At 62.8% G+C, this 18,316-nt stretch carries 24 protein-coding genes and 1 tRNA gene; 12 read left to right on the forward strand and 13 right to left on the reverse strand.

The annotated features are described in order from the left end of the window. Positions 1-268: 268 nt before the first annotated feature. Positions 269-343, reverse strand: a tRNA-Glu gene (locus ACT4OC_RS04515). A gap of 101 nt (positions 344-444) precedes the next feature. Further along, positions 445-783, reverse strand: a complete 339-nt coding sequence (locus ACT4OC_RS04520; RefSeq protein WP_444837758.1) for a hypothetical protein — start codon at positions 781-783, stop codon at positions 445-447. An 11-nt stretch (positions 784-794) separates the two neighbouring features. Between ACT4OC_RS04520 and ACT4OC_RS04525 the strand changes: the two genes are divergently transcribed. Together ACT4OC_RS04525 and rpoH are read left to right on the forward strand one after the other, a co-directional pair. Then, positions 795-1,808, forward strand: a complete 1,014-nt coding sequence (locus ACT4OC_RS04525; protein ID WP_444837759.1) for an RluA family pseudouridine synthase — start codon at positions 795-797, stop codon at positions 1,806-1,808. A 215-nt stretch (positions 1,809-2,023) separates the two neighbouring features. Next, positions 2,024-2,920: an RNA polymerase sigma factor RpoH gene (gene rpoH / locus ACT4OC_RS04530; protein ID WP_444837760.1), complete on the forward strand. Its 897-nt coding sequence runs from the start codon at positions 2,024-2,026 to the stop codon at positions 2,918-2,920. Positions 2,921-3,001: 81 nt separating this feature from the next. Here rpoH and ACT4OC_RS04535 read toward each other — a convergent pair whose 3' ends face one another. The 5 genes from ACT4OC_RS04535 to ACT4OC_RS04555 form a co-directional block, all read right to left on the reverse strand. After that, a complete protein-coding gene (locus tag ACT4OC_RS04535) occupies positions 3,002-3,286 on the reverse strand; it encodes a type II toxin-antitoxin system RelE/ParE family toxin (RefSeq protein ID WP_444837761.1) in 285 nt (94 codons plus the stop codon). Further along, positions 3,283-3,552, reverse strand: a complete 270-nt coding sequence (locus ACT4OC_RS04540) for a hypothetical protein (protein ID WP_444837762.1) — start codon at positions 3,550-3,552, stop codon at positions 3,283-3,285. The genes ACT4OC_RS04535 and ACT4OC_RS04540 overlap by 4 nt, the downstream gene beginning before the upstream one ends. Before the next feature lie 62 nt (positions 3,553-3,614). Beyond that, a complete protein-coding gene (locus ACT4OC_RS04545) occupies positions 3,615-4,220 on the reverse strand; it encodes a peptidoglycan recognition protein family protein (protein WP_444837791.1) in 606 nt (201 codons plus the stop codon). A gap of 66 nt (positions 4,221-4,286) precedes the next feature. Continuing rightward, on the reverse strand, positions 4,287-5,516 hold the full coding sequence (locus ACT4OC_RS04550) for a GGDEF domain-containing protein (protein ID WP_444837763.1): 1,230 nt from the start codon (positions 5,514-5,516) through the stop codon (positions 4,287-4,289). Positions 5,517-6,210: 694 nt separating this feature from the next. After that, the gene (locus ACT4OC_RS04555; protein ID WP_444837764.1) at positions 6,211-6,822 is read right to left on the reverse strand and encodes a LysE family translocator; all 612 of its coding nucleotides are present in this window, start codon (positions 6,820-6,822) and stop codon (positions 6,211-6,213) included. A gap of 122 nt (positions 6,823-6,944) precedes the next feature. Here ACT4OC_RS04555 and ACT4OC_RS04560 point away from each other — a divergent pair, with 122 nt between their 5' ends. Both ACT4OC_RS04560 and ACT4OC_RS04565 read left to right on the forward strand, forming a co-directional pair. Continuing rightward, on the forward strand, positions 6,945-7,796 hold the full coding sequence (locus ACT4OC_RS04560; RefSeq protein ID WP_444837765.1) for an SDR family NAD(P)-dependent oxidoreductase: 852 nt from the start codon (positions 6,945-6,947) through the stop codon (positions 7,794-7,796). 232 nt (positions 7,797-8,028) lie between these two features. After that, positions 8,029-8,319 carry a hypothetical protein gene (locus ACT4OC_RS04565; RefSeq protein ID WP_444837766.1) on the forward strand — a complete coding sequence of 97 codons (291 nt, stop codon included), beginning with the start codon at positions 8,029-8,031 and terminating at the stop codon, positions 8,317-8,319. Positions 8,320-8,379: 60 nt separating this feature from the next. On the opposite strand, the gene ACT4OC_RS04570 is transcribed toward ACT4OC_RS04565, so the two are convergent. Next, the gene (locus ACT4OC_RS04570) at positions 8,380-9,171 is read right to left on the reverse strand and encodes a lytic murein transglycosylase (RefSeq protein WP_444837767.1); all 792 of its coding nucleotides are present in this window, start codon (positions 9,169-9,171) and stop codon (positions 8,380-8,382) included. Positions 9,172-9,375: 204 nt separating this feature from the next. Here ACT4OC_RS04570 and ACT4OC_RS04575 point away from each other — a divergent pair, with 204 nt between their 5' ends. From ACT4OC_RS04575 to ACT4OC_RS04595, 5 genes are read left to right on the forward strand one after another with little or no spacing between them, the layout of a single operon-like run. Beyond that, the gene (locus ACT4OC_RS04575) at positions 9,376-9,873 is read left to right on the forward strand and encodes a hypothetical protein (RefSeq protein WP_444837768.1); all 498 of its coding nucleotides are present in this window, start codon (positions 9,376-9,378) and stop codon (positions 9,871-9,873) included. Between the two features lie 60 nt (positions 9,874-9,933). Continuing rightward, the gene (locus ACT4OC_RS04580; protein WP_444837769.1) at positions 9,934-11,004 is read left to right on the forward strand and encodes an efflux RND transporter periplasmic adaptor subunit; all 1,071 of its coding nucleotides are present in this window, start codon (positions 9,934-9,936) and stop codon (positions 11,002-11,004) included. An 8-nt stretch (positions 11,005-11,012) separates the two neighbouring features. Beyond that, positions 11,013-12,248, forward strand: a complete 1,236-nt coding sequence (locus ACT4OC_RS04585; protein ID WP_444837770.1) for an ABC transporter permease — start codon at positions 11,013-11,015, stop codon at positions 12,246-12,248. Next, positions 12,245-12,946 (forward strand): ABC transporter ATP-binding protein, encoded by a 702-nt coding sequence (locus ACT4OC_RS04590; RefSeq protein WP_444837771.1) that lies wholly within the window; start codon positions 12,245-12,247, stop codon positions 12,944-12,946. The genes ACT4OC_RS04585 and ACT4OC_RS04590 overlap by 4 nt, the downstream gene beginning before the upstream one ends. A gap of 52 nt (positions 12,947-12,998) precedes the next feature. Continuing rightward, entirely contained in the window at positions 12,999-13,235 is a 237-nt protein-coding gene (locus tag ACT4OC_RS04595; protein ID WP_444837772.1) for a hypothetical protein, read from the forward strand. Between the two features lie 28 nt (positions 13,236-13,263). Here the strand turns inward: ACT4OC_RS04595 and ACT4OC_RS04600 are convergent, their stop codons facing one another. The 3 genes from ACT4OC_RS04600 to ACT4OC_RS04610 all read right to left on the reverse strand — a co-directional run bounded on the left by ACT4OC_RS04600 (position 13,264) and on the right by ACT4OC_RS04610 (position 15,466). Beyond that, positions 13,264-13,647 carry a thiol-disulfide oxidoreductase DCC family protein gene (locus ACT4OC_RS04600; protein ID WP_444837773.1) on the reverse strand — a complete coding sequence of 128 codons (384 nt, stop codon included), beginning with the start codon at positions 13,645-13,647 and terminating at the stop codon, positions 13,264-13,266. 114 nt (positions 13,648-13,761) lie between these two features. Further along, entirely contained in the window at positions 13,762-14,955 is a 1,194-nt protein-coding gene (locus ACT4OC_RS04605; RefSeq protein ID WP_444837774.1) for a hypothetical protein, read from the reverse strand. Beyond that, positions 14,906-15,466 (reverse strand): ImmA/IrrE family metallo-endopeptidase, encoded by a 561-nt coding sequence (locus tag ACT4OC_RS04610; RefSeq protein WP_444837775.1) that lies wholly within the window; start codon positions 15,464-15,466, stop codon positions 14,906-14,908. Before ACT4OC_RS04610 ends, ACT4OC_RS04605 begins: the two co-directional genes overlap by 50 nt. Positions 15,467-15,702: 236 nt before the next feature. Between ACT4OC_RS04610 and ACT4OC_RS04615 the strand changes: the two genes are divergently transcribed. Further along, on the forward strand, positions 15,703-16,041 hold the full coding sequence (locus tag ACT4OC_RS04615) for a hypothetical protein (RefSeq protein ID WP_444837776.1): 339 nt from the start codon (positions 15,703-15,705) through the stop codon (positions 16,039-16,041). Beyond that, entirely contained in the window at positions 16,038-16,631 is a 594-nt protein-coding gene (locus ACT4OC_RS04620; protein ID WP_444837777.1) for an ImmA/IrrE family metallo-endopeptidase, read from the forward strand. The genes ACT4OC_RS04615 and ACT4OC_RS04620 overlap by 4 nt, the downstream gene beginning before the upstream one ends. 124 nt (positions 16,632-16,755) lie before the next feature. Here the strand turns inward: ACT4OC_RS04620 and ACT4OC_RS04625 are convergent, their stop codons facing one another. After that, a complete protein-coding gene (locus ACT4OC_RS04625; RefSeq protein WP_444837792.1) occupies positions 16,756-17,121 on the reverse strand; it encodes a DCC1-like thiol-disulfide oxidoreductase family protein in 366 nt (121 codons plus the stop codon). A gap of 8 nt (positions 17,122-17,129) precedes the next feature. On the opposite strand from ACT4OC_RS04625, the gene ACT4OC_RS04630 reads away from it, so the two are divergent. Then, the gene (locus ACT4OC_RS04630; protein WP_444837778.1) at positions 17,130-17,363 is read left to right on the forward strand and encodes a hypothetical protein; all 234 of its coding nucleotides are present in this window, start codon (positions 17,130-17,132) and stop codon (positions 17,361-17,363) included. Between the two features lie 356 nt (positions 17,364-17,719). Here the strand turns inward: ACT4OC_RS04630 and ACT4OC_RS04635 are convergent. Continuing rightward, positions 17,720-18,316 (reverse strand): sigma-70 family RNA polymerase sigma factor (locus ACT4OC_RS04635; RefSeq protein ID WP_444837779.1); only part of this gene is annotated, 597 nt, incomplete at its 5' end.

The raw sequence follows: 18,316 nt of genomic DNA on the forward strand, positions 1-18,316 counted from the left end.
AATCTCACGAGCCCAAACAAATCAGTTCAATCTTCGAAGTTTCGCGTCAGATGAAGCCGGCCTACTCGGATTCTAGATTAAGCCAAATGTTGCATTTACGTCCGCCACCTTTTCGAGAGGCAAAGCGAACTCTAGCCTGCAATGGAAGCGAGAATACGCCGCGGCTGAGTCTACCAATTAGGCCGGCAAAGTCCGCCATGGTTCGCCGACGCTTATTCAACGGATATTCGACGACTTCTCGAGAGCGAATCTAAGTTATTGAAATTTATGGCGCTCCCTAGGGGAATCGAACCCCTGTTTCAGCCTTGAGAGGGCCGCGTCCTAACCGCTAGACGAAGGGAGCGTGCGCCTCAGGCAATAGCCTTGAAATCGGCCTGCCGCAAGGCGCCTTGGCCTGATTTAGTTAGTGTGGCTACGCGGCCAGCGCGGCCCGCCCACGCAAACTCAGGGCTCGCTGACGAATTTCAGCTTTCCGGCCGGTTTCAGCGTCTTCACATCGAAAGTGCGGATTTCCGTCGCCCCGCCGACATCCAGCGTCACCACCAGCCGCTCGCCGGCGACCGCGGTGGAGACGATCCGGGCGCCCTTCGGCAGGGCGGCGGTGACGTCTGACGCGGCGGTAGTCACGCTTGGCTCGCTGCGGTAAAGGCGGTAACCGACGGCGAACAGCACGGCCGCGATCGCAACGCCCGTGGTGGCGCCCGCGATCAGCATCATCCGCCGCACCCGGGCAAACAAGGCGGCCTGTTCGGGGGTCGGTTCGGGAATGGCGGCTTCGGTCATAAGGTTGTTCTTTGCAAGGCTCTTCTTCAAACGGCGGTGAGACGCTTCATGTCACGGTCGGGGGCGACGAAGGCTCGCCCCGGCTCGACCGCGTGCTGGCCGCTCGCTGCGCCAGCCTGTCGCGCTCGCGGCTGAAGGCGCTGATCCTGGCCGGCTCCGTGACCGTGAAGGGGGCGCCAATCCGCGACCCCGCTTATCACGTCACCGCGGGCGATACGATCACAATCGACGTGCCGGAAGCCGCACCGCCAGAGCCGAAGGGCGAAGATATTGCGCTCGATATCGTGTTCGAGGACGGCGACATCATCGTCATCGACAAGCCGAAGGGCCTGGTCGTGCATCCCGCCGCCGGGCACGAGACCGGCACACTGGTGAACGCGCTGATCGCCCATTGCGGCGAGAGTCTCTCCGGCATCGGTGGGGTCAAGCGGCCGGGCATCGTGCACCGGCTCGACAAGGACACCACGGGTCTGATGGTGGTGGCCAAGAACGATGCCGCCCACGCTTCGCTGACGGCGCAGTTCGCCGACCACGGCCGCACCGGCGAGATGCGCCGTGGCTATCTCGCCTTCGTCTGGGGCGTGCCGAACCGGCAGCGCGGCACCATCGATGCGCCGATCGACCGCCATCCGTATGCGCGGGAAAAGATGGCAGTGCGCGAGGGCGGCCGCGAAGCCGTGACGCATTGGGAAATCCGCGAGGTCTTTGGCGGCCGCGACGGCAAGCCGGTAGCCTCGCTGCTGGCCTGCCAGCTCGAGACCGGGCGGACCCATCAGATCAGGGTGCACCTGGCCCATATCGGCCACCCTCTATTAGGTGACTCGGTCTACGGCCCCCACTTCAAGACCAAGGCCGGCCACCTCGGACCGGAGGCGCAGGCGGCCCTGACCGCGCTCGGGCGGCAGGCCCTCCACGCTTACCTCCTGGCCCTGGAGCACCCCCGAAGCGGAGAAGTTCTTCACTGGGAGGCGGCTTTGCCGGAGGATTTGCTCCTATTGGAGAAAACCCTGCAGGCGGCGCTATGACGCAGGCTGCTCGGAAAACGCCAATTATTACAAAAAGTTATATCTGCCACACGGGGACGTGACGTCAGTATTCCTTCCCTATCGGGGGCGTTTTGGGGTATATTGCACCTGCGCTGAATATCCAGCGCGGAACATCGCAAGTTGGCCGGCTTTGACAAAGCGGCCACCTGCCAGGCCCGCCGCTATCGGGGGCCTGAACATCTGGAGGGCGCTTAATGGCCCGCACAGCTACGTTGCCGATTCTCAATGGAGAATCCGGCCTTTCCCGGTACCTCGCCGAGATCCGCAAGTTTCCGATGCTGGAACCCCAGCAGGAATACATGCTCGCCAAGCGTTGGCGCGAGCATGACGATCGCGACGCGGCACATCAACTCGTCACCAGCCACCTCAGGCTCGTGGCCAAGATCGCCATGGGCTATCGCGGCTACGGCTTGCCGATTTCCGAGGTCGTCTCGGAGGGCAATGTCGGCCTGATGCAGGCGGTGAAGCGGTTCGAACCCGAGAAGGGGTTCCGTCTCGCCACCTACGCCAGGTGGTGGATCAAGGCGTCGATTCAAGAGTACATCCTGCGTTCCTGGTCGCTCGTGAAAATGGGCACTACCGCGAACCAGAAGAAGCTGTTCTTCAACCTGCGCAAGGCGAAGAGCAAGATCAACGCGCTGGACGAGGGCGATCTGCGTCCCGACCAGGTCAAGATCATCGCCAAGCGCCTCGGCGTGACCGATCAGGACGTTGTCGACATGAACCGCCGTCTCGGCGGCGATGCCTCGCTCAACGCACCGATCCGCGACGACGGCGAAGCCGGCGAATGGCAGGACTGGCTGGTCGACAATTCGCCCAACGCCGAAGCCTTGATGGCGGAGAGCGAGGAATTCGATCACCGCCGCCAGGCCTTGAGCGGCGCGATCGGTGTGCTCAACCCGCGCGAACGCCGCATCTTCGAGGCGCGGCGCCTTGCGGAGGAGCCGATGACGCTGGAAGACCTCGCCGCCGAATTCGGCGTCTCGCGCGAGCGCGTCCGGCAGATCGAGGTCCGCGCCTTCGAGAAGGTGCAGTCCGCGGTCAAGGGCGCGATTGCAAGGCAGGAAGCGGCGCTGGAAGCCGCGCACTAGCCAACAGTCACAGGCGGATCGAAACGAAGGCCGGCGGCAACGCCGGCTTTCTGTTTTTGGACGCACGCCGCCACAACGGCATTATTCACGTGCTTCACGACTATGAAACACCCGCAGCATCACGAGCCGCGTGCCGTCGAAGCGATACTGAAAGACATAGGCCGTGCCCAGAACCTGGAGCACGATCTGCCGATATTCAGGGCGGCCCGCAATCGGCCGTCCCAGCTTGGGGTGCTGCGACAACACTTGCGTCTTTGCAATAATTTCCCTCGCCACAATCGCAGCAAGCGAGGGGTGCTCCCGGTTGAGAAATTCCACGAAGCGGTCGAGATCGGCGAGCGCCGCGTTCGACCATTCAAGCTTCATCGATCGCGCCAGGCCCGGAACGTCGGCGTGCCCCACGTCTGAAGCCACCGCACAACCTCGTCATTCGACGCAACCGAGTCCTGAGCTTCGAATGCCTTTGAGCGGCGATCAAGCTCGGCGATATTATCGCCACTTGCCTCGGCAGGACCGGCTGCAAGCGCAACCAGTTCGGCCAACAATTCCGGCACGCTGACGCCACGCTCTTCGGCGCGCTGCTTGAGGGCCACGGCCGTATCGTCATCAACTTCGATGGTATGGGTCTTCATGCGGCCACGATACCCCAAAATCGCAGGCTTATCCAGATTGGGCCAATGACCGGCTCAACGCCCTACTCGCCCCACTCCCGCGCCAGCTTCGCGAGCTGGCAGCCTTCGCAATAGCGCGCGTCCTTGTAGTCGATCCAGTTGTGCGCATAGACGCGATCGAGCGGAATGTCGTACCGCGCGCGCAGCACCTTCACGAGCACCCGCCATGCCGCGACCTGCGCCTCAGTGGGCCCGCGGGTGACATCCGGAAAATTGCCGGCGAACTCGACGCCGATCGAATTGCTGCCGAGCACCTGCCGGAAGGTCGGCCGGTTGTCGATGTACTTGTTGTCGTTGCGGTTGGCGCCGTCGCCATGGGTCGGCACCAGATGCTCCGCCACCGCCCAGTAAACCGTGCCGTCGATCTCGACCCACACCGTGACCCCGCGCCTCGTCGGATTCCTGTTCTGCAGTTGCGCGCCGCCCCTCGCCGATCCGGCCGGGCCCTCGGTCTGGTGCACGATGATGTTCTTCCAGGGGTGCGCTTTCGAAACGTCGCCCCAGGGGGCAAGCCAGACCATTTTCAGCCCGGGAATCTCCGGTGTGCCCGAAGCGCGCGCCAGCGTCGCGAGGTCGGATGACTGCGCGGTGGCGGGAAGAGAGAATACGATGGTGAGAAGCGCCATCATCGACAGGCGAAATTTCATGAGGCTCGATATCCGGTGGCGCTGACGCCTTAGCACGTTTCTGGATGCTCAGGCGCGCTTGCGGATGGCCTCCGCGACCGGATAGCCTTCGAGGCCGGGCACCAGCGGCGGCGACGGGTCGTAGGCGGCAAAGCGGTTGCGGCCGTCGCGCTTGGCCTCGTAGAGCGCGTGATCGGCGGCCGCGATCAGCCGGTCCGGGAAAACGCCCATGCTGCGCGTCCATTGCGCAACGCCGATCGAGACGGAAATGGGAATATCGGTGCCGGCACAATCGGCGGCGTCCGCCCGGCAGACCTCGAGCACGCGACGGGCGATCATCGCGCCCTCGCGCAAGGTGGAGGACGGCAGCACGATGCAGAATTCGTCGCCGCCGGTGCGCGCCAGCAGGTCGCCGTGCCGCAGCCGGGTCTGCGCCGTCAGGGTGAAATGCTGCAGGCAGGCGTCGCCCGCGGCGTGGCCGTGGGTGTCGTTGATGCCCTTGAAGCCGTCGAGGTCGATCACCAGCAGCGCGAACGCCTCGCCGGAGCGCTCCGAGCGCGCGCATTCCTCGGTCAGCCGCTGCAGCAGATGCCGGCGGTTGGCAACGCCCGTGAGATCGTCCATCAGCGCGAGATCGGCGACCTCGTTGCGCAGGCGGTCCATTGCCATCAGCACGAAGCCGAAGTTCAGCGCCATGGAGAGGAACACCAGCACGAGGACCAGGAAGGACTGGAACTGGTTGTCGTGCTGGACGAAGGAGAACTCGCCACCGATCCGGGCGAAGGCTGCCACCAGGCGGACCGCATACATCGCGACGATCAAGCTGGCGATGATTCCGGCAAGGCGCGCGCCGGCGCTGCGGCGGCCGTCCGGCGGCCACAGCAGGAGTCTTATGGCCGGCACCAGCGGCAGCGCCTGCGCGACGGTGAAGATCGAGATCCGGATCGGCACGCTGTCGTAGACGAAGATGAAGAAGGAGAGCCAGGCGAAGGTGCCGCCTGTGATCAGGATGGCCCGGCGCCAGTCGACCGGCTGCGCGTAGAAGCGCTGGATGCCCATGGTGGCAAGGCAGGTCGCGAAGATCAGCATGGTGCCGGCGGCCAGCAGCGGCAGCAGGGAATCGGTGAACACCATGCGCAGCATGGTCAGCGCCGCGCCGAGAGCGCAGCAGAAGGCCGAACCGGTCCAGAAATCGGCGGCTTCGAACGAGGGATAGGTCCGCTGCACATAGCCCCAGATCAGGCCGAGCGCCAGGAAATTGATGACCAATACGGTCCACAGCGTCGGAACGCTCAGCATCGCCAAATGCGGGACCGCATTGTCCCGTCTCCCCTAGATTATCGAACGGCCCATTGTCGGGATTCGGTTCGAGACAATCCCCGTTTTCTTACGGGCCAAACTGCAGCTGCGGCGCTTAACGGAGTCTGACCGCGGCCGCAGAATCCGAGCCGTGGTTTTATTTTGATGAATGCGCAGGACGGCCTTTGACCGGTGCGTCGAATGGGGACAGAAGGCGCCCGCATTGGTGTTGCGTTAACCCTGTCGGCGGCGCGACGCCGCTCGGGACGAGGGTCAGCCATGAATCAAAAAGGCGGGCCGCCGCCCGCCGTCTTTAAAATCAACTCAACGAAACCCGGTACCCTGATTGGGCGCCCGGGCAGAGCGCGCGGCGCTCCACCCGGGCTGAATAGTTACTTCTTGGACTTCTTGGCCTTCTTCGCCTTCTTCGCCTTCTTGGCCTTCTTCGCTTTCTTAGCCATAGTATCCTCTCAGGGGTTAATGGATTGAACGCGACTCCGAGGCATGCATTGTGGCGGAGGGCCAACCTCGCAACATCCTCGCGTACATTTCCAACAGATTCGCGGGCTGCTGCCGCGTGCTGTCACGACGCCATGATGGCGTTATCCACAGCTGTTATGCGTTTTGAGGTGCTTTTCTTGAAATTTTCCTGCGTCGCGCCTCGAAGATGAAGCGAGAGGCGGGCCACAAGGAGCTAACGCTCCGACAGCGCCAGCTTCGCACCCAGCGCAGCGAAGCCCGCCGCAAAACTGCGGCGCAGCCAGGCCAGCACCTTCGGGCGCGAGATGACGCGGTCGCGGACGGCGGCGGCGAACAGGCCGTAGGCTGCGAACACCACGAAGGTCATCAGCATGAACACGGCCGACAGTTCCAGAAGGCGCGCCAGCGGATGCGGCTCGTCGATGGCGATGAATTGCGGCAGGAAGGCGTAGAAGAAGATCGACAGCTTCGGATTGAGGACGTTGATCAGGACCGCGGTGACGATCACCTTGCGGTCCGATCTCGCCGACGGCCCGGCCTTGATCGCCAGCGCCCCCGTCTCGCGCAGCGCCTGCCAGGCCATGTAGAGCAGATAGGCGACGCCGCACCATTTCAGCGCCGCAAAGGCCAGCGCGCTGGTGTGCAGGATGGCGGCAAGCCCCAGCATCGCCCCGATCATCTGCGGCACGATGCCGAGCGTGCAGCCGAACGCGGCGGCGACCGACGCGCGCGAGCCCTGGGCCAGCGCCACCGCCAGCGTATAGAGCACGCCGGTGCCGGGGGAAGCGACCACGATCAGCGAGGTCAGCAGGAAGGACAGCGTCATGCCCGGCAAATATCACGCCGCGGGAAATCGTGGAAGCGCCGCCTCGCGCCAATCCGGTTGCCAAAGCCGGCGGGCCGTATAGGTTTCGGCCCGACATCACGATCCGACGGAGCCGACATCAAATGACTGCGATCAACGGAAGCGCCGCCGCGGTGACGGGGGCGGCGAGCGGCATCGGCCGGGCGCTGGCAATCGAGCTCGCCGCGCGCGGCTGCGACCTTGCGATTGCCGACCGCGACGAGGCCGGCCTTGCGGCGGTCGCCGCCGAGCTTGCCGCCCGCGGACGCAAGGTGACGACGCACCGCCTCGACGTTTCCGATCCCGCCCAGATCCGGGCCTTCGCGGACGCCGCCACAAGCGCGCATCCCGGGCTCAACATCGTCATCAACAATGCCGGCGTCGCCCTGCTCGGCCAGTTCAACGAAATCGACCAGTCGCAGTTCGAATGGCTGATGAACATCAATTTCTGGGGCGTGGTGCACGGCAGCCGCGCTTTCCTGCCCCATCTCGAGCGGCAGAAGGCGGCGCATATCGTCAACATCTCCTCGATCTTCGGCATCATTGCCCCGGCAGGGCAGACCGCCTATTGCGCCTCGAAATTCGCCGTGCGCGGCTTTTCCGAGGCGCTGCGGCACGAGTTCTGGCTGAACAAGAGCCCGATCCGGCTCACGGTCGTGCATCCCGGCGGCATCAAGACCAACATCGTGCGCAACATGCGCACCGGTGCCGGGATCACCGACAACGCCCGCCGCGTCGAATCGATCGAGCGGTTCGACAATGAATTCGCCAAGACGACGCCTGACGTGGCGGCGCAGACCATCATCAAGGGCATCGAGACCGACGCGCCGCGGGTGCTGATCGGCGGCGATGCGAGATTCCTGGACCTCTTGCAGCGGTTCCGGCCGGGAAAGTATTTCACGATGCTGCAGCGGCGGATCGAGAAGGAGCGCGCGGCGGCGGCGCAGGCGAAATAGAAGGACCAGGAAACTCGCTCCCGGGAAGTGTCGACAGCTGACCACCTCCGCCCGAGGCCCGGGCTGCCCCCTCTCCCCAACCCTCCCCCGCGAGGGAGGTAACGCACCGAGCAAGCCGCAGCCGCAAACTTAGGAACGCTCTCGCACCACAAGGCGTTGACGCCGTGGGCGGCGATGCGCGGATATGCTAGAGATGCGGTACGGAAGGCACGAACGGTTCGGAGAACTGGACATGCCGTTGACGCGGCTGCTTGCAGTCAACCTCGGCATCGGCGTGACGCTGGCGGTGCTGCTGGTCGGCGGTCTGCTGGTGCTCAACCCCGGGGGCTTGCGCGACCTGATCCTCGCCGACAGCTCCCCGCTCGTTCCGATCGGGCTGTTGCTCGGCGGCTTCATCGTCACGCTCGGCTCGACCGCGATGGGCACGGCCATCATGGCGATGAGCGCGGATGACGATGACGAGCCGCGCGGCGGATTGCGCGCGGTGAAGCAGGAAGCGACGCGGAGAGTTGCCGGTCGCTAAGAGCCACGCATTCCGACCTTCGTCATGGCCGGGCTTGACGATGGAGAGAGCGATGCCTCCCTACTCTCCCCCGTCGATCTGGCGGCCCATCAGCGCGATGGCCTTCTGGTAGACGCCGGCCGCATTCCAGGCCTGGATGGCAGCGAAGTTTGGCTCGCCGGGCTGGTAGCCGGCGCCCGCGCGCCAGCCATGGGCGCGCAGGAAGTTGGCGGTCGAGGTCAGCGCATTCGCCGCGTTCTCGAGATTGCCGGTGCCGTAGGCCAGGATGGCCTTGGGCATGAACTGGGTCTGGCCGACTTCCCCATGCATGGAGCCGCGCTGGCCCGGCGACAGCGCGCCGCGGTCGATCAGTTGCAGGGCGGCGTAGAGGTGTTCGGTGAAGTATGCCGAGCGCCGGCAGTCATAGGCGAGCGTTGCGATCGAGGCGAGCATGTTTTGGTTGCCGCGCTGGGTGCCGAAGCCCGTCTCCATGCCCCAGATCGCCAGCAGCGGCCCCGGCGGCACGCCGTAGCGCTGCTGGATCGAGGCGAACAGCGCGCCTTGCGAGGCCTTCAATTTCCGCCCCTTGGCGACGATGGCGGCCGCGCCGCGCTTGGCGAGGAACTGATCGAGCGTGAGCTGAAAGCTGCGCTGGCCGCGGTCGGCATTGATGGTCGCCTGCGCGTAGTTGGTCGCCATCAGCGCCGAGATGGTGCCGGCGCTGATGCCCTTGGCCCGCGCTTCGCCGGCGAACTGCTGCTTCCAGCCTTCGTAGCCGGCGGCCGAGCTGCCGCATTGCGCGGCATGAGCCCGGGGGCCGAGCCATGCGAGTATCGCGAGCGCGAGGGCAACGGTCGAAACAATCCTGGTCATTCCTATTTCCCTTGGGCTCTGCGGCCCCCAATCAATCCGTGCAATCCATTTCCCCGGTATCCCAGAACCCTGTTCCATCATCGCATGGCGAAATGAAGTCCGTCAAAGCGCTGCCCCCGGGCGGCATGCCGGGCGCAAGGACTTGATCCCCATCAACACTTTCAATCCGCGCTTCTCCTAATCTGGACGCAAGGAGAGCCGTTCATGATCGGGATCACGCTGTCCATCGAACAGATCCGGGCCGCACCGCCGGAGGTGCGCCGCTGGATCGAGCATGAGGTGATCGCCGCGCTGGGCATTGCCGCCGCTGCGCCGGCCGCCGCGCCGCAAGCATCCGCCAGCCATCTGGTGGCCTGTACGCAGGACGACGTCGCCGCAGTGCTGGCGCGCATCCAGCGGTACCTGCCGGCGGTGAACGTGCTGTTCGAGTTCAGCCGTCCCGGGATTTCGATGGGACAGCCGCCGCTGATGCAGTTTCGCCTGATGGACATCCTGCATCACACCCGGCTGCAGAACATCGGCCGGGTGATCGAATGCCTCGATGCCATCAACCGCGCGCTGGCCGAGGTGCGCGGCGATCCCACGCTGCGGTTCTGCGGCTTCGACCATGAGGGCCATTGCCTGATCGTGCCGCAGACGCAGGCGAGCGTTGCGGCGGTCTGGCAGGACACGACGTCGGCGGCGCTGGAAGACGCCGGCTAGCGCGGGCCGACTGCTGGACGCGCGGCATTGCAACCGGAGAGGCTTCGGATCGAGATGAAAATGGAATCCAGGCCGGCCCAACCGGTCACCCCGATCGACGAATTGCAGGAGGACGAGTCCGGCTTTCCGCGATGGAAGCTGGTTGCCGCGCTTGGGCTGATCGCAGCGATCGGCGCCGCGGCATGGTGGTACATGCGCGGTCCCGCGGTGACGATCGCAAAGGTGACGCGCGGCGCCGCGGCCGAGATCGTCTATGCCACCGGATCGGTCGAGCCCGAGACGTGGTCGCGCCTGACCCCGCTGGTGCGCGGGCGCCTCGTCGAGCGCTGCCGCTGCGAGGGCAAGGAGGTGAAGACCGGCGAGCGGCTGGCGCGGCTCGACGACCGCGAGGCGCAGGCGACGCTGAAGGATCTTCGCGCGCTGGAATCGTTCTCGCTGCAGGAATCCGACCGGCAGACGACACTATTGGCGCGCGGCGCCACCACGGCGCAGGCGCACCAGAAGGCCGGCAGCGATCTTGCGCGCATCCAGGCGCAGATTTCGGCGCAGGTCGAACGGCTGCGCTACTACGAATTGCTGGCGCCGATGGACGGCACGGTGCTGCGCGAGGACGGCGAGGTCGGCGACATGGTGGAGTCCGGCACCATCCTCTACCGCATTGGCCTGGCACGGCCGCTCTGGGTGGTCGCCGAGGTGAACGAGGAAGACCTGCCGCGCATCAAAGTCGGCCAGAAGGCGCTGCTACGCACCGACGCCTTTGCCGGGCGGGCGCTGACCGGCACGGTCAAGCAGATCACGCCGGCCGGCGATCCCGTGGCAAAGACCTTCCGCGTCCGCATCGGCCTGCCCGACGACACGCCGCTGCACATCGGCATGAGCGTGGAAGCCAACATCGTCACCCGCGAGAAGGCGGACGTGCTGCTGGTGCCCTCCAATGCGGTGATAGATCAGGGGCTGCTGGTCTACAAGGACGGGCAGCTCACGTTCCGCAAGGTGGAGACCGGCATCCGCGGCACCAACCGCGTCGAGATCGTGAAGGGCGTCGAGCAGAGCGAAGAGATCGTCTCGCCCGCCACCACCAACATCCGCAACCGCACCCGGGTGCGCGGCACGCCGGTCGCCGGGCCTTAAATCGCGCCATGAAGCTGATCCTGACCATTGCCTGGACTCACATCACGCGCCGCGCGCGGCAGACGCTGGTGGCGGTGCTGGGCGTCGTCACCGGCGTCGGCTTCTCCATCATGATGGCGGCGATGATGGAGGGCTCGCAGGACGATTTCATCGCCACGCTGGTCGACGCGCTGCCGCACATCTCGATCACCGACGAATTGCGGGCGCCGACGCCGCAGCCGGCCAACGTCGCGTTCTCCGCCGCCGAGATCCACGGCCTGACGCCGGAAGTACGCCGGCCCGGCATCAAGAACCCGATGGCGACCATCGCCTCCTTGCAGACCTGGGTGCCGGGCGCGCTGACCGCGTCGGTGCAGTCCAAGGCGGTGCTGCGCTTTGCCGGGCGCGACCTCACCATATCGGTCGTCGGCATCGATCCGCATACCGAAGGCAACGTCTCCAACCTCACCAAGCACATGCGCGAGGGCACGCTGAACTCGCTGTATCGCGCCTCGAACGCCATCCTGCTCGGCGATCGCCTGGCCAGGAAGATCGGCGCCCGCGTCAATTCCAACCTGACGCTGGTGTCGGCGCGCGGCGTCACGCTGACCGCGACCGTGGTCGGAACGTTTCACTCCGGCTTCCGCATGACCGACGAGACATCGGGCTATGTGCTGCTGCGCACCGCGCAGACGCTGGAGAAGCAGATCGGGGTCATCAACGAGATCCGCGTGCGCACCGCCGAACCGCTTGAAGCGCGGCTGATCTCGGAGCGCATCGGCGAGCAGACCGGCTACAAGTCGATCTCCTGGCAGGAGGCGCAGGAGGACCTGCTCTCCGCCATCACGCTGCGAAACGTGCTGATGTATACGATCGTCGGCGCAATCCTTCTGGTGGCGAGCTTCGGCACCTTCAACATCGTCGCCACCATCACCCATGAGAAGACGCGCGACATCGCGATCCTGAAATCGCTCGGCTTCCGCGATCGCACCATCCGCGCCATCTTCATGGTGGAGGCGCTGATCATCGGCCTGGTCGGCGCCATTCTCGGCTGGGGGCTCGGCTACCTGATGACGCGAGGGCTCGCCTCGCTGGAATTCAAGACGCCGTTCTCCGACCAGAACCATCTGCCGGTGCTCTATTCGGTGAAGCATTATGCGCTGGCGACCGCGGTCGCGCTCGTCTCCAGCCTCGTCGCAGGCTATTTCCCGGCGCGCGCGGCAGCGAAGGTCCATCCCGTCGACATCATCCGGGGCGCGACATGAGCGCAGCCCTGATCGAGGCGCGGCATGTCACGCGCATCCTGCCCGGCACCGTGCCGGTGACCTTGGTTCGCGACGTCAGTGTCAGCATTGGCGGGGGCGAATTCATCGCCATCACCGGGCCCTCGGGCTCGGGCAAATCCTCGCTGCTCTATCTGCTCGGCCTCCTGGACCTGCCGACCGGCGGCGATGTCCTGATCAAGGGCCGCTCCACCACGGCGATGAGCGAGGCGGAGCGCACGCGCGCGCGGCTGACCTTGCTCGGCTTCGTGTTCCAGTTCCACTTCCTGCTGCCGGAATTCTCCTTGATGGAGAACGTGGCGCTGCCGATGCGCGCGCTGGGCAAACTGCCGCCGCGCGAGATCCTCGCCCGCGCCGAGCACCTGCTCGCTTCCTTCGGCCTCGGCGAGCACCGCCAAAAGACCCCCGACCAGCTCTCCGGCGGCCAGCGCCAGCGCGTCGCGGTGGCCCGCGCGCTCGCCAACGACCCGCCGGTGATCCTCGCCGACGAACCCACGGGAAGCCTCGATTCCATCTCCACCCGCCAGGTGTTCGAGCTGCTGCGCGACCTCGTCACGGTCTACGGCAAGACCGTGGTGGCGGTGACGCACGACGTCGAGCTGGCCAAACAGATGCATCGGCGGCTGCACATCGTCGACGGCGCGCTGGAGAAGGATGAGAGGATGGTGGTGGAGGCGTGAGGACGGGATCGCCGACATTTGACATTGGCGCCCTCATCGGAGACAAGCCGCCATGGCCAAGAAACCCGGGACCAATCCCAAAGGCGAGTTTGCCTTTTTCAACGTCGTTTATGAAGACGGCTCGCAGCGCTCCAACCGGCGCGTGCCTTCCGAGCTGCTCGGCGGCCTCGACGGCGACGAGCCGGCGCGCGGCTTCATCATCGAGCAGGACCGCGAAATCGCCGAGAAAGCCGGCCGCGCCCCGCTCGCGATCAAGGAAATCAGCCGGGTCGGGGCGAAGAAGAAATAGCGGTGCGCGCAGGAAGGCGTTATCGCCCTCACCACCGCCCCTTGCGCTTGTTCCAGGCGAACAGCAAATCGGCAAAGCGGTCGTAGAAGAAGCGCGTGTACGGCAGCGTCACGCGATTGCCAAACAGCGCGGCAAGCCACCCTTGCCCCGGCGCTATCCGCCACAGTGCGACCGCGACATCCACCCCGACAATGAGCCGGCCGGCCTCGTCGGTGGCATGAAGCCGGCGCCTGATATCGTCGAGCGCAGCGCCGTATTGCGCCAGCGCATCGGGTTGTTCGTTGATATCCCTGAACTCGACCGTGCCCGCACGCACCGCCGCAAGCAGCTTGTTGCGCTGCCAGTCGATGCCGGCGTCGCAGACAGGGCAGCGGGTGTTGTACCAGACGGTGAGGTGGTGGGGAATGGTCATGATGGCGGAGCCCCTTTGGCGCTGTCGAGGGGGCGGGTCGTCGCTTCAGCTCTTCAAGAATTCCGAAATCAATCTGCATTCGGTCATCTAGCAATCCTTGAAGGACGCTCCAAGTCAGTCGACGTTACCTTGGGTCTCATCCTTTTCAGAACGTACGCGAGACCTCCCTTCTGTCAGCGCAGAAAGAATGTCGTCCTCCTTTTGTGCCGACTCTGCTTCGCTTAAAGTCTCTGAACCGTTCATCGCGCTTTCAACTTCAGTGACCTTCAAGGCAATCAGCTTTTCATCACTCCATCTATCCCGGAGATGTTCGAGCGCCAGAATGTAATTTTCAGGAAACTCGCCATATTGGCTTTCGGATTCACGGAAGATAAATGGCCGAAACATTAACCCGGAATGCTCCTTATAAAACCCTTCGCAGAAGTTCTGAATATCCTCCTTACTGGCTTGGCGGATTCCTAACAGGGAGTCTTCCTTCTCGGAGAAGGTATCGCCAGCCAACGTATCGATCCAAAAGACCGGATAAGGCTTGCCGCCGAGCACACCCTTCAACTCGACTCTCCCGCTGTAAAAAATGCGAGGCAAAGGTACACCTGGCGGGAGATGTGCCGTGACGAGAAAGTAGGCGATGTCAATTGATACCACGAAACGACGCGGCGTTGATTGCGTTGCCAGTCGGAAGCCGATGTCAATCGAAGGGCCAATAAAGTCGATGATAACTGAGTTGGCTGAACTCAGATCCTTATTCTCGTGAAACTTTTCTAGAAGCGCAAACTGCCGCAACCGATGATCGTCCTCAAACAATGCATCAGGCGCCCCTGGATTTGTGTAAAAAATAAGTTCGGAATTCGTAACAGGAAATCCAGCCGTCCATGCTGTCGCTTTCAAATCCAAGCCCTTTTCCATGAGCTTGGGCCTCAACGACTTCAATGCCTTCATCCAAGCATCAATGCAGCCGAGGATTTCCTTCCGATCATCCAGCTCTTTGACAAAGATCAGTTCATCACCGTTCGCCTTCCAGAACGACGGATCAATCGCCACCTTCAATCCAAGTTTCTTGGCAAGCTCAGCCTTGAAATTCTTCCATTCGCGAACAAACTCTTCTTGGAATCCTCCAAAGAAATTTGCGATTGGCGATAGCCATGGCGGCGCCATTCCGCCATCGACCCAGAGGCGCTCCGGTGTTTGAATTGGAAATCGCGGCCGCTGTTTTGAGGCGGTAGAGCCGACAAGATCGACGCTGAGAAACAGCCTAAACTTAGGCTGCAGAAAAGCTGGCAGCGCTTCCAGCCGTTTTCGGTTTTCCATGAAGCTTTAACATATTAGCCCGAACGCGAGCCGCCGTATCTGAGACGCCAAAAAATCTAGCTACGGAGCTAATCTCGCCGTTAGATGCATCGAACTGTTCGCGAAACTTTCGCTCCGGCATTAGGAATGAAAACGCAAATAAATTAGCCTCAGTTTCAATCGCGTTATCGCCGTATCGATCAATCGTAAACTTCTGCTCGCTCCGAGGGTCACTGTTAGTTAGATAGTGCAGGATGTAGTGGCCTAACTCATGAGCGATCGTAAATCGATCGCGTTCATAGGTCGTGTGACTGGGAATAAAAATATCAAAGTCCTTAAGAGAAGAAACTTCGAGAGACCCGCTCTTGGTGGACTTGTCCCAAAAATCCTTCAAGCGAATTCGGCCGCCTAACTCGTCCACGACACGTTCAATATGAAGATCACTCATGTAAGAAAAGGCCTCCGCAGCCTGCTCGGCGATCGATGCGATCCTTTCCGGGGGCAGACGCGTTGGCAAAGCGTGGGAGGCCATATGGGCGGGCGCCTAGATGCGGAAAAACGCAGCCTTTTGCCACTAAATATGAGTCATAGCAAGACAGATTCGCTAGCCGGCCCTAAATCACACGCTTAAGCTGTGGATGGGAACCTCAGGAGTTGTGGATGGGAACCTCTGGCCGAAAATCTCGTTGACGACTCTCTACATATAGGGGCTGGTTATGAGCTTCGTGACGCAATGTACTATATCTCGAATGGTTTGGCCTGTGATCGATGGGCTTTTTGATGCCAATGACTGCTTTTGGGCTGGCCTGCCGTCAGCTCCGCGCCAATATGAAGGTCGTAATGGCTGACCAATCCAAGGCTACTGGTGTTCCTTGCTCGAGCATTTCGGCCATCGAGCGTGGGCTAATTGGACTACCGGAGGGGTATCTTGATCAACTTGTAGAATGGATGCAGTTGACTGAAGCGGAGGAAGCCGAACTGCGACGCCATTCTGTCGCAAACCAAGCATCGTTGAGAAAGCCGAAGAAAAGGGGTCATCCTGAACGAGATGGCGAGTTGATCAATATCCTGAACAGCTTGACTAGTCGAAAAGAGAACATCACGTGAGCGCATCAAATCGGCGAGAGAAAGTACCAAGAGTCCGCTCTCCAGCGGAGATCGAGCGCTATGCTACACTCTTGCGCGAACTTTTCAGTCTTGGCAATGAACCCTACTTCGACATTCTTCAGGCTGTCGAGAATGATTTGAGCCAAGCTCTTGCTGATTTCGTTCTTGAGGTGATGCCAAGCGACAAACTGGCACCTGCCGAAGCAGCAACTGAATTCAATCCAGTTCGGATACTGGTGCGCGAAGACATTTACGAAGGTGCCCATCGAGACGATCCACGCAGCCGATTCACTATCGCTCATGAACTGGGGCATTTGTGCCTTCACTGGGACTATCCACGTCCTCGACTGGCGCCGGAGAAACAAGGTGTTGGGCGATCACCCGTTAACGCCAGGATTGAGGCCGAAGCGAACCGATTTGCCGGAGCACTTCTCATTCCGTCCTCCGTGGCGCGGGGCTACAGCAAGGCTGGCGATCTCGCAAAAAGATGTCGCGTGAGCCTGCCGGTTGCCGAAAGGAGACTGGGCGAACTGCTTCAGCGCAGTCAAGAATCTGCCCCAACGCTTATTCGTGACCTCTTCAGAAAATAGCCCGGGGGGCCGTTCGGCATTCCTGACTGGAATCGTGGCTCAAGTTTTCTAGCAAACAATACGGGGCGCAGCTTCAGTGGTCGAAGCGACCAAGGTATGACTGCGAGCAACTAGCTCGCAGGGCCTAGCGAAATAGGCCAAACAAAAAACGGCGGACTTTCGCCCGCCGTTCGTGGATGTTCGGGACACGCCTGCGCCAAGGCTTCGGCGCGGCAAGCCACCCCTGCCCCGGCGTCATCCGCCACAGCGCGACCGCGACATCCACCCCGACAATGAGCCGGCCGGCCTCGTCGGTGGCATGAAGCCGGCGCCTGATATCGTCGAGCGCAGCGCCGTATTGCGCCAGCGCATCGCGTTGTTCGTTGATATCCCTGAACTCGACCGTGCCCGCACGCACCGCCGCAAGCAGCCTGTTGCGCTGCCAGTCGATGCCGGCGTCGCAGACGGGGCAGCGGGTGTTGTACCAGACGGTGAGGTGTGGGGCGGACACAGTCTGCAATGGTAGGCTCCGAAGCAGATCACCTCAACCCCGGGCTGCTCCTCCAGCGAACCAAAATCAATCTCGGCCCGGCGCTCGGCGATCTTGTCGCCGGACTGCGCAACGCAGAAGGCCCGGACGGAGCTACTTCAAATTCAGATGGCAGCCGCCGCCAGCAGGAAAGCGGCGCCGAGCGCGACCATTGCAAGGCCGGGCCAGTTCGATTTGATTCCGAAGCCCGCGGCCGGTCTTGACGGCTCCAACGTATCCCTCGGTTGTCCGGACCGAAGTCGCGTTCTGCCACTCAGCCGCCCTTGCCAGATCGGCTGATACATCATCAGCAACATGCCGCCGAAAACAAGGAGCACACCAAGCCAAATGAGTGTCATGCTCGTCTCCCGTCAGTGAATGGCCCGCGAGACTGGTCGAGGGCCGGCGTTCCCTCTGATTACAACGTCCGGCCGGGGCTCTCGGGGCCAAGTCGTTTCGCCGTTTCGTGCGGAAGTTTTCAATCTGGGTTTCTGGGGCTTTGAAACAAAAACGGCGGGCTTTCGCCCGCCGCTCTTTTTCCGATGGATTGCCGGGTCAAGCCCGGCAATGACGACCAAAACTAGTTATCCAAGAAGCTCCGCAGCTTCCGCGACCGGCTCGGATGCTTCAGCTTCCGCAGCGCCTTCGCCTCGATCTGGCGGATGCGCTCGCGGGTCACGCTGAACTGCTGCCCCACTTCTTCCAGCGTGTGGTCGGTGTTCATGCCGATGCCGAAGCGCATGCGGAGCACACGTTCTTCGCGCGGGGTCAGGCTCGCCAGCACGCGCGTGGTGGTCTCGCGGAGATTGGACTGGATCGCGGCGTCGATCGGCAGGATCGCGTTCTTGTCCTCGATGAAATCGCCGAGGTGTGAATCCTCCTCGTCGCCGACCGGCGTCTCCAACGACAGCGGCTCCTTGGCGATCTTGAGGACCTTGCGCACCTTCTCGAGCGGCATGCCGAGCTTTTCGGCGAGCTCTTCCGGAGTCGGCTCGCGGCCGATCTCGTTGAGCATCTGGCGGGACGTGCGCACGATCTTGTTGATGGTCTCGATCATGTGCACGGGGATGCGGATGGTTCTCGCCTGGTCGGCGATTGAGCGGGTGATCGCCTGCCGGATCCACCAGGTGGCGTAGGTCGAGAACTTGTAGCCGCGGCGGTACTCGAACTTGTCGAC

The organism is Bradyrhizobium sp. (assembly GCF_052389815.1).
Taxonomy (GTDB): Bacteria; Pseudomonadota; Alphaproteobacteria; order Rhizobiales; family Xanthobacteraceae; genus Bradyrhizobium.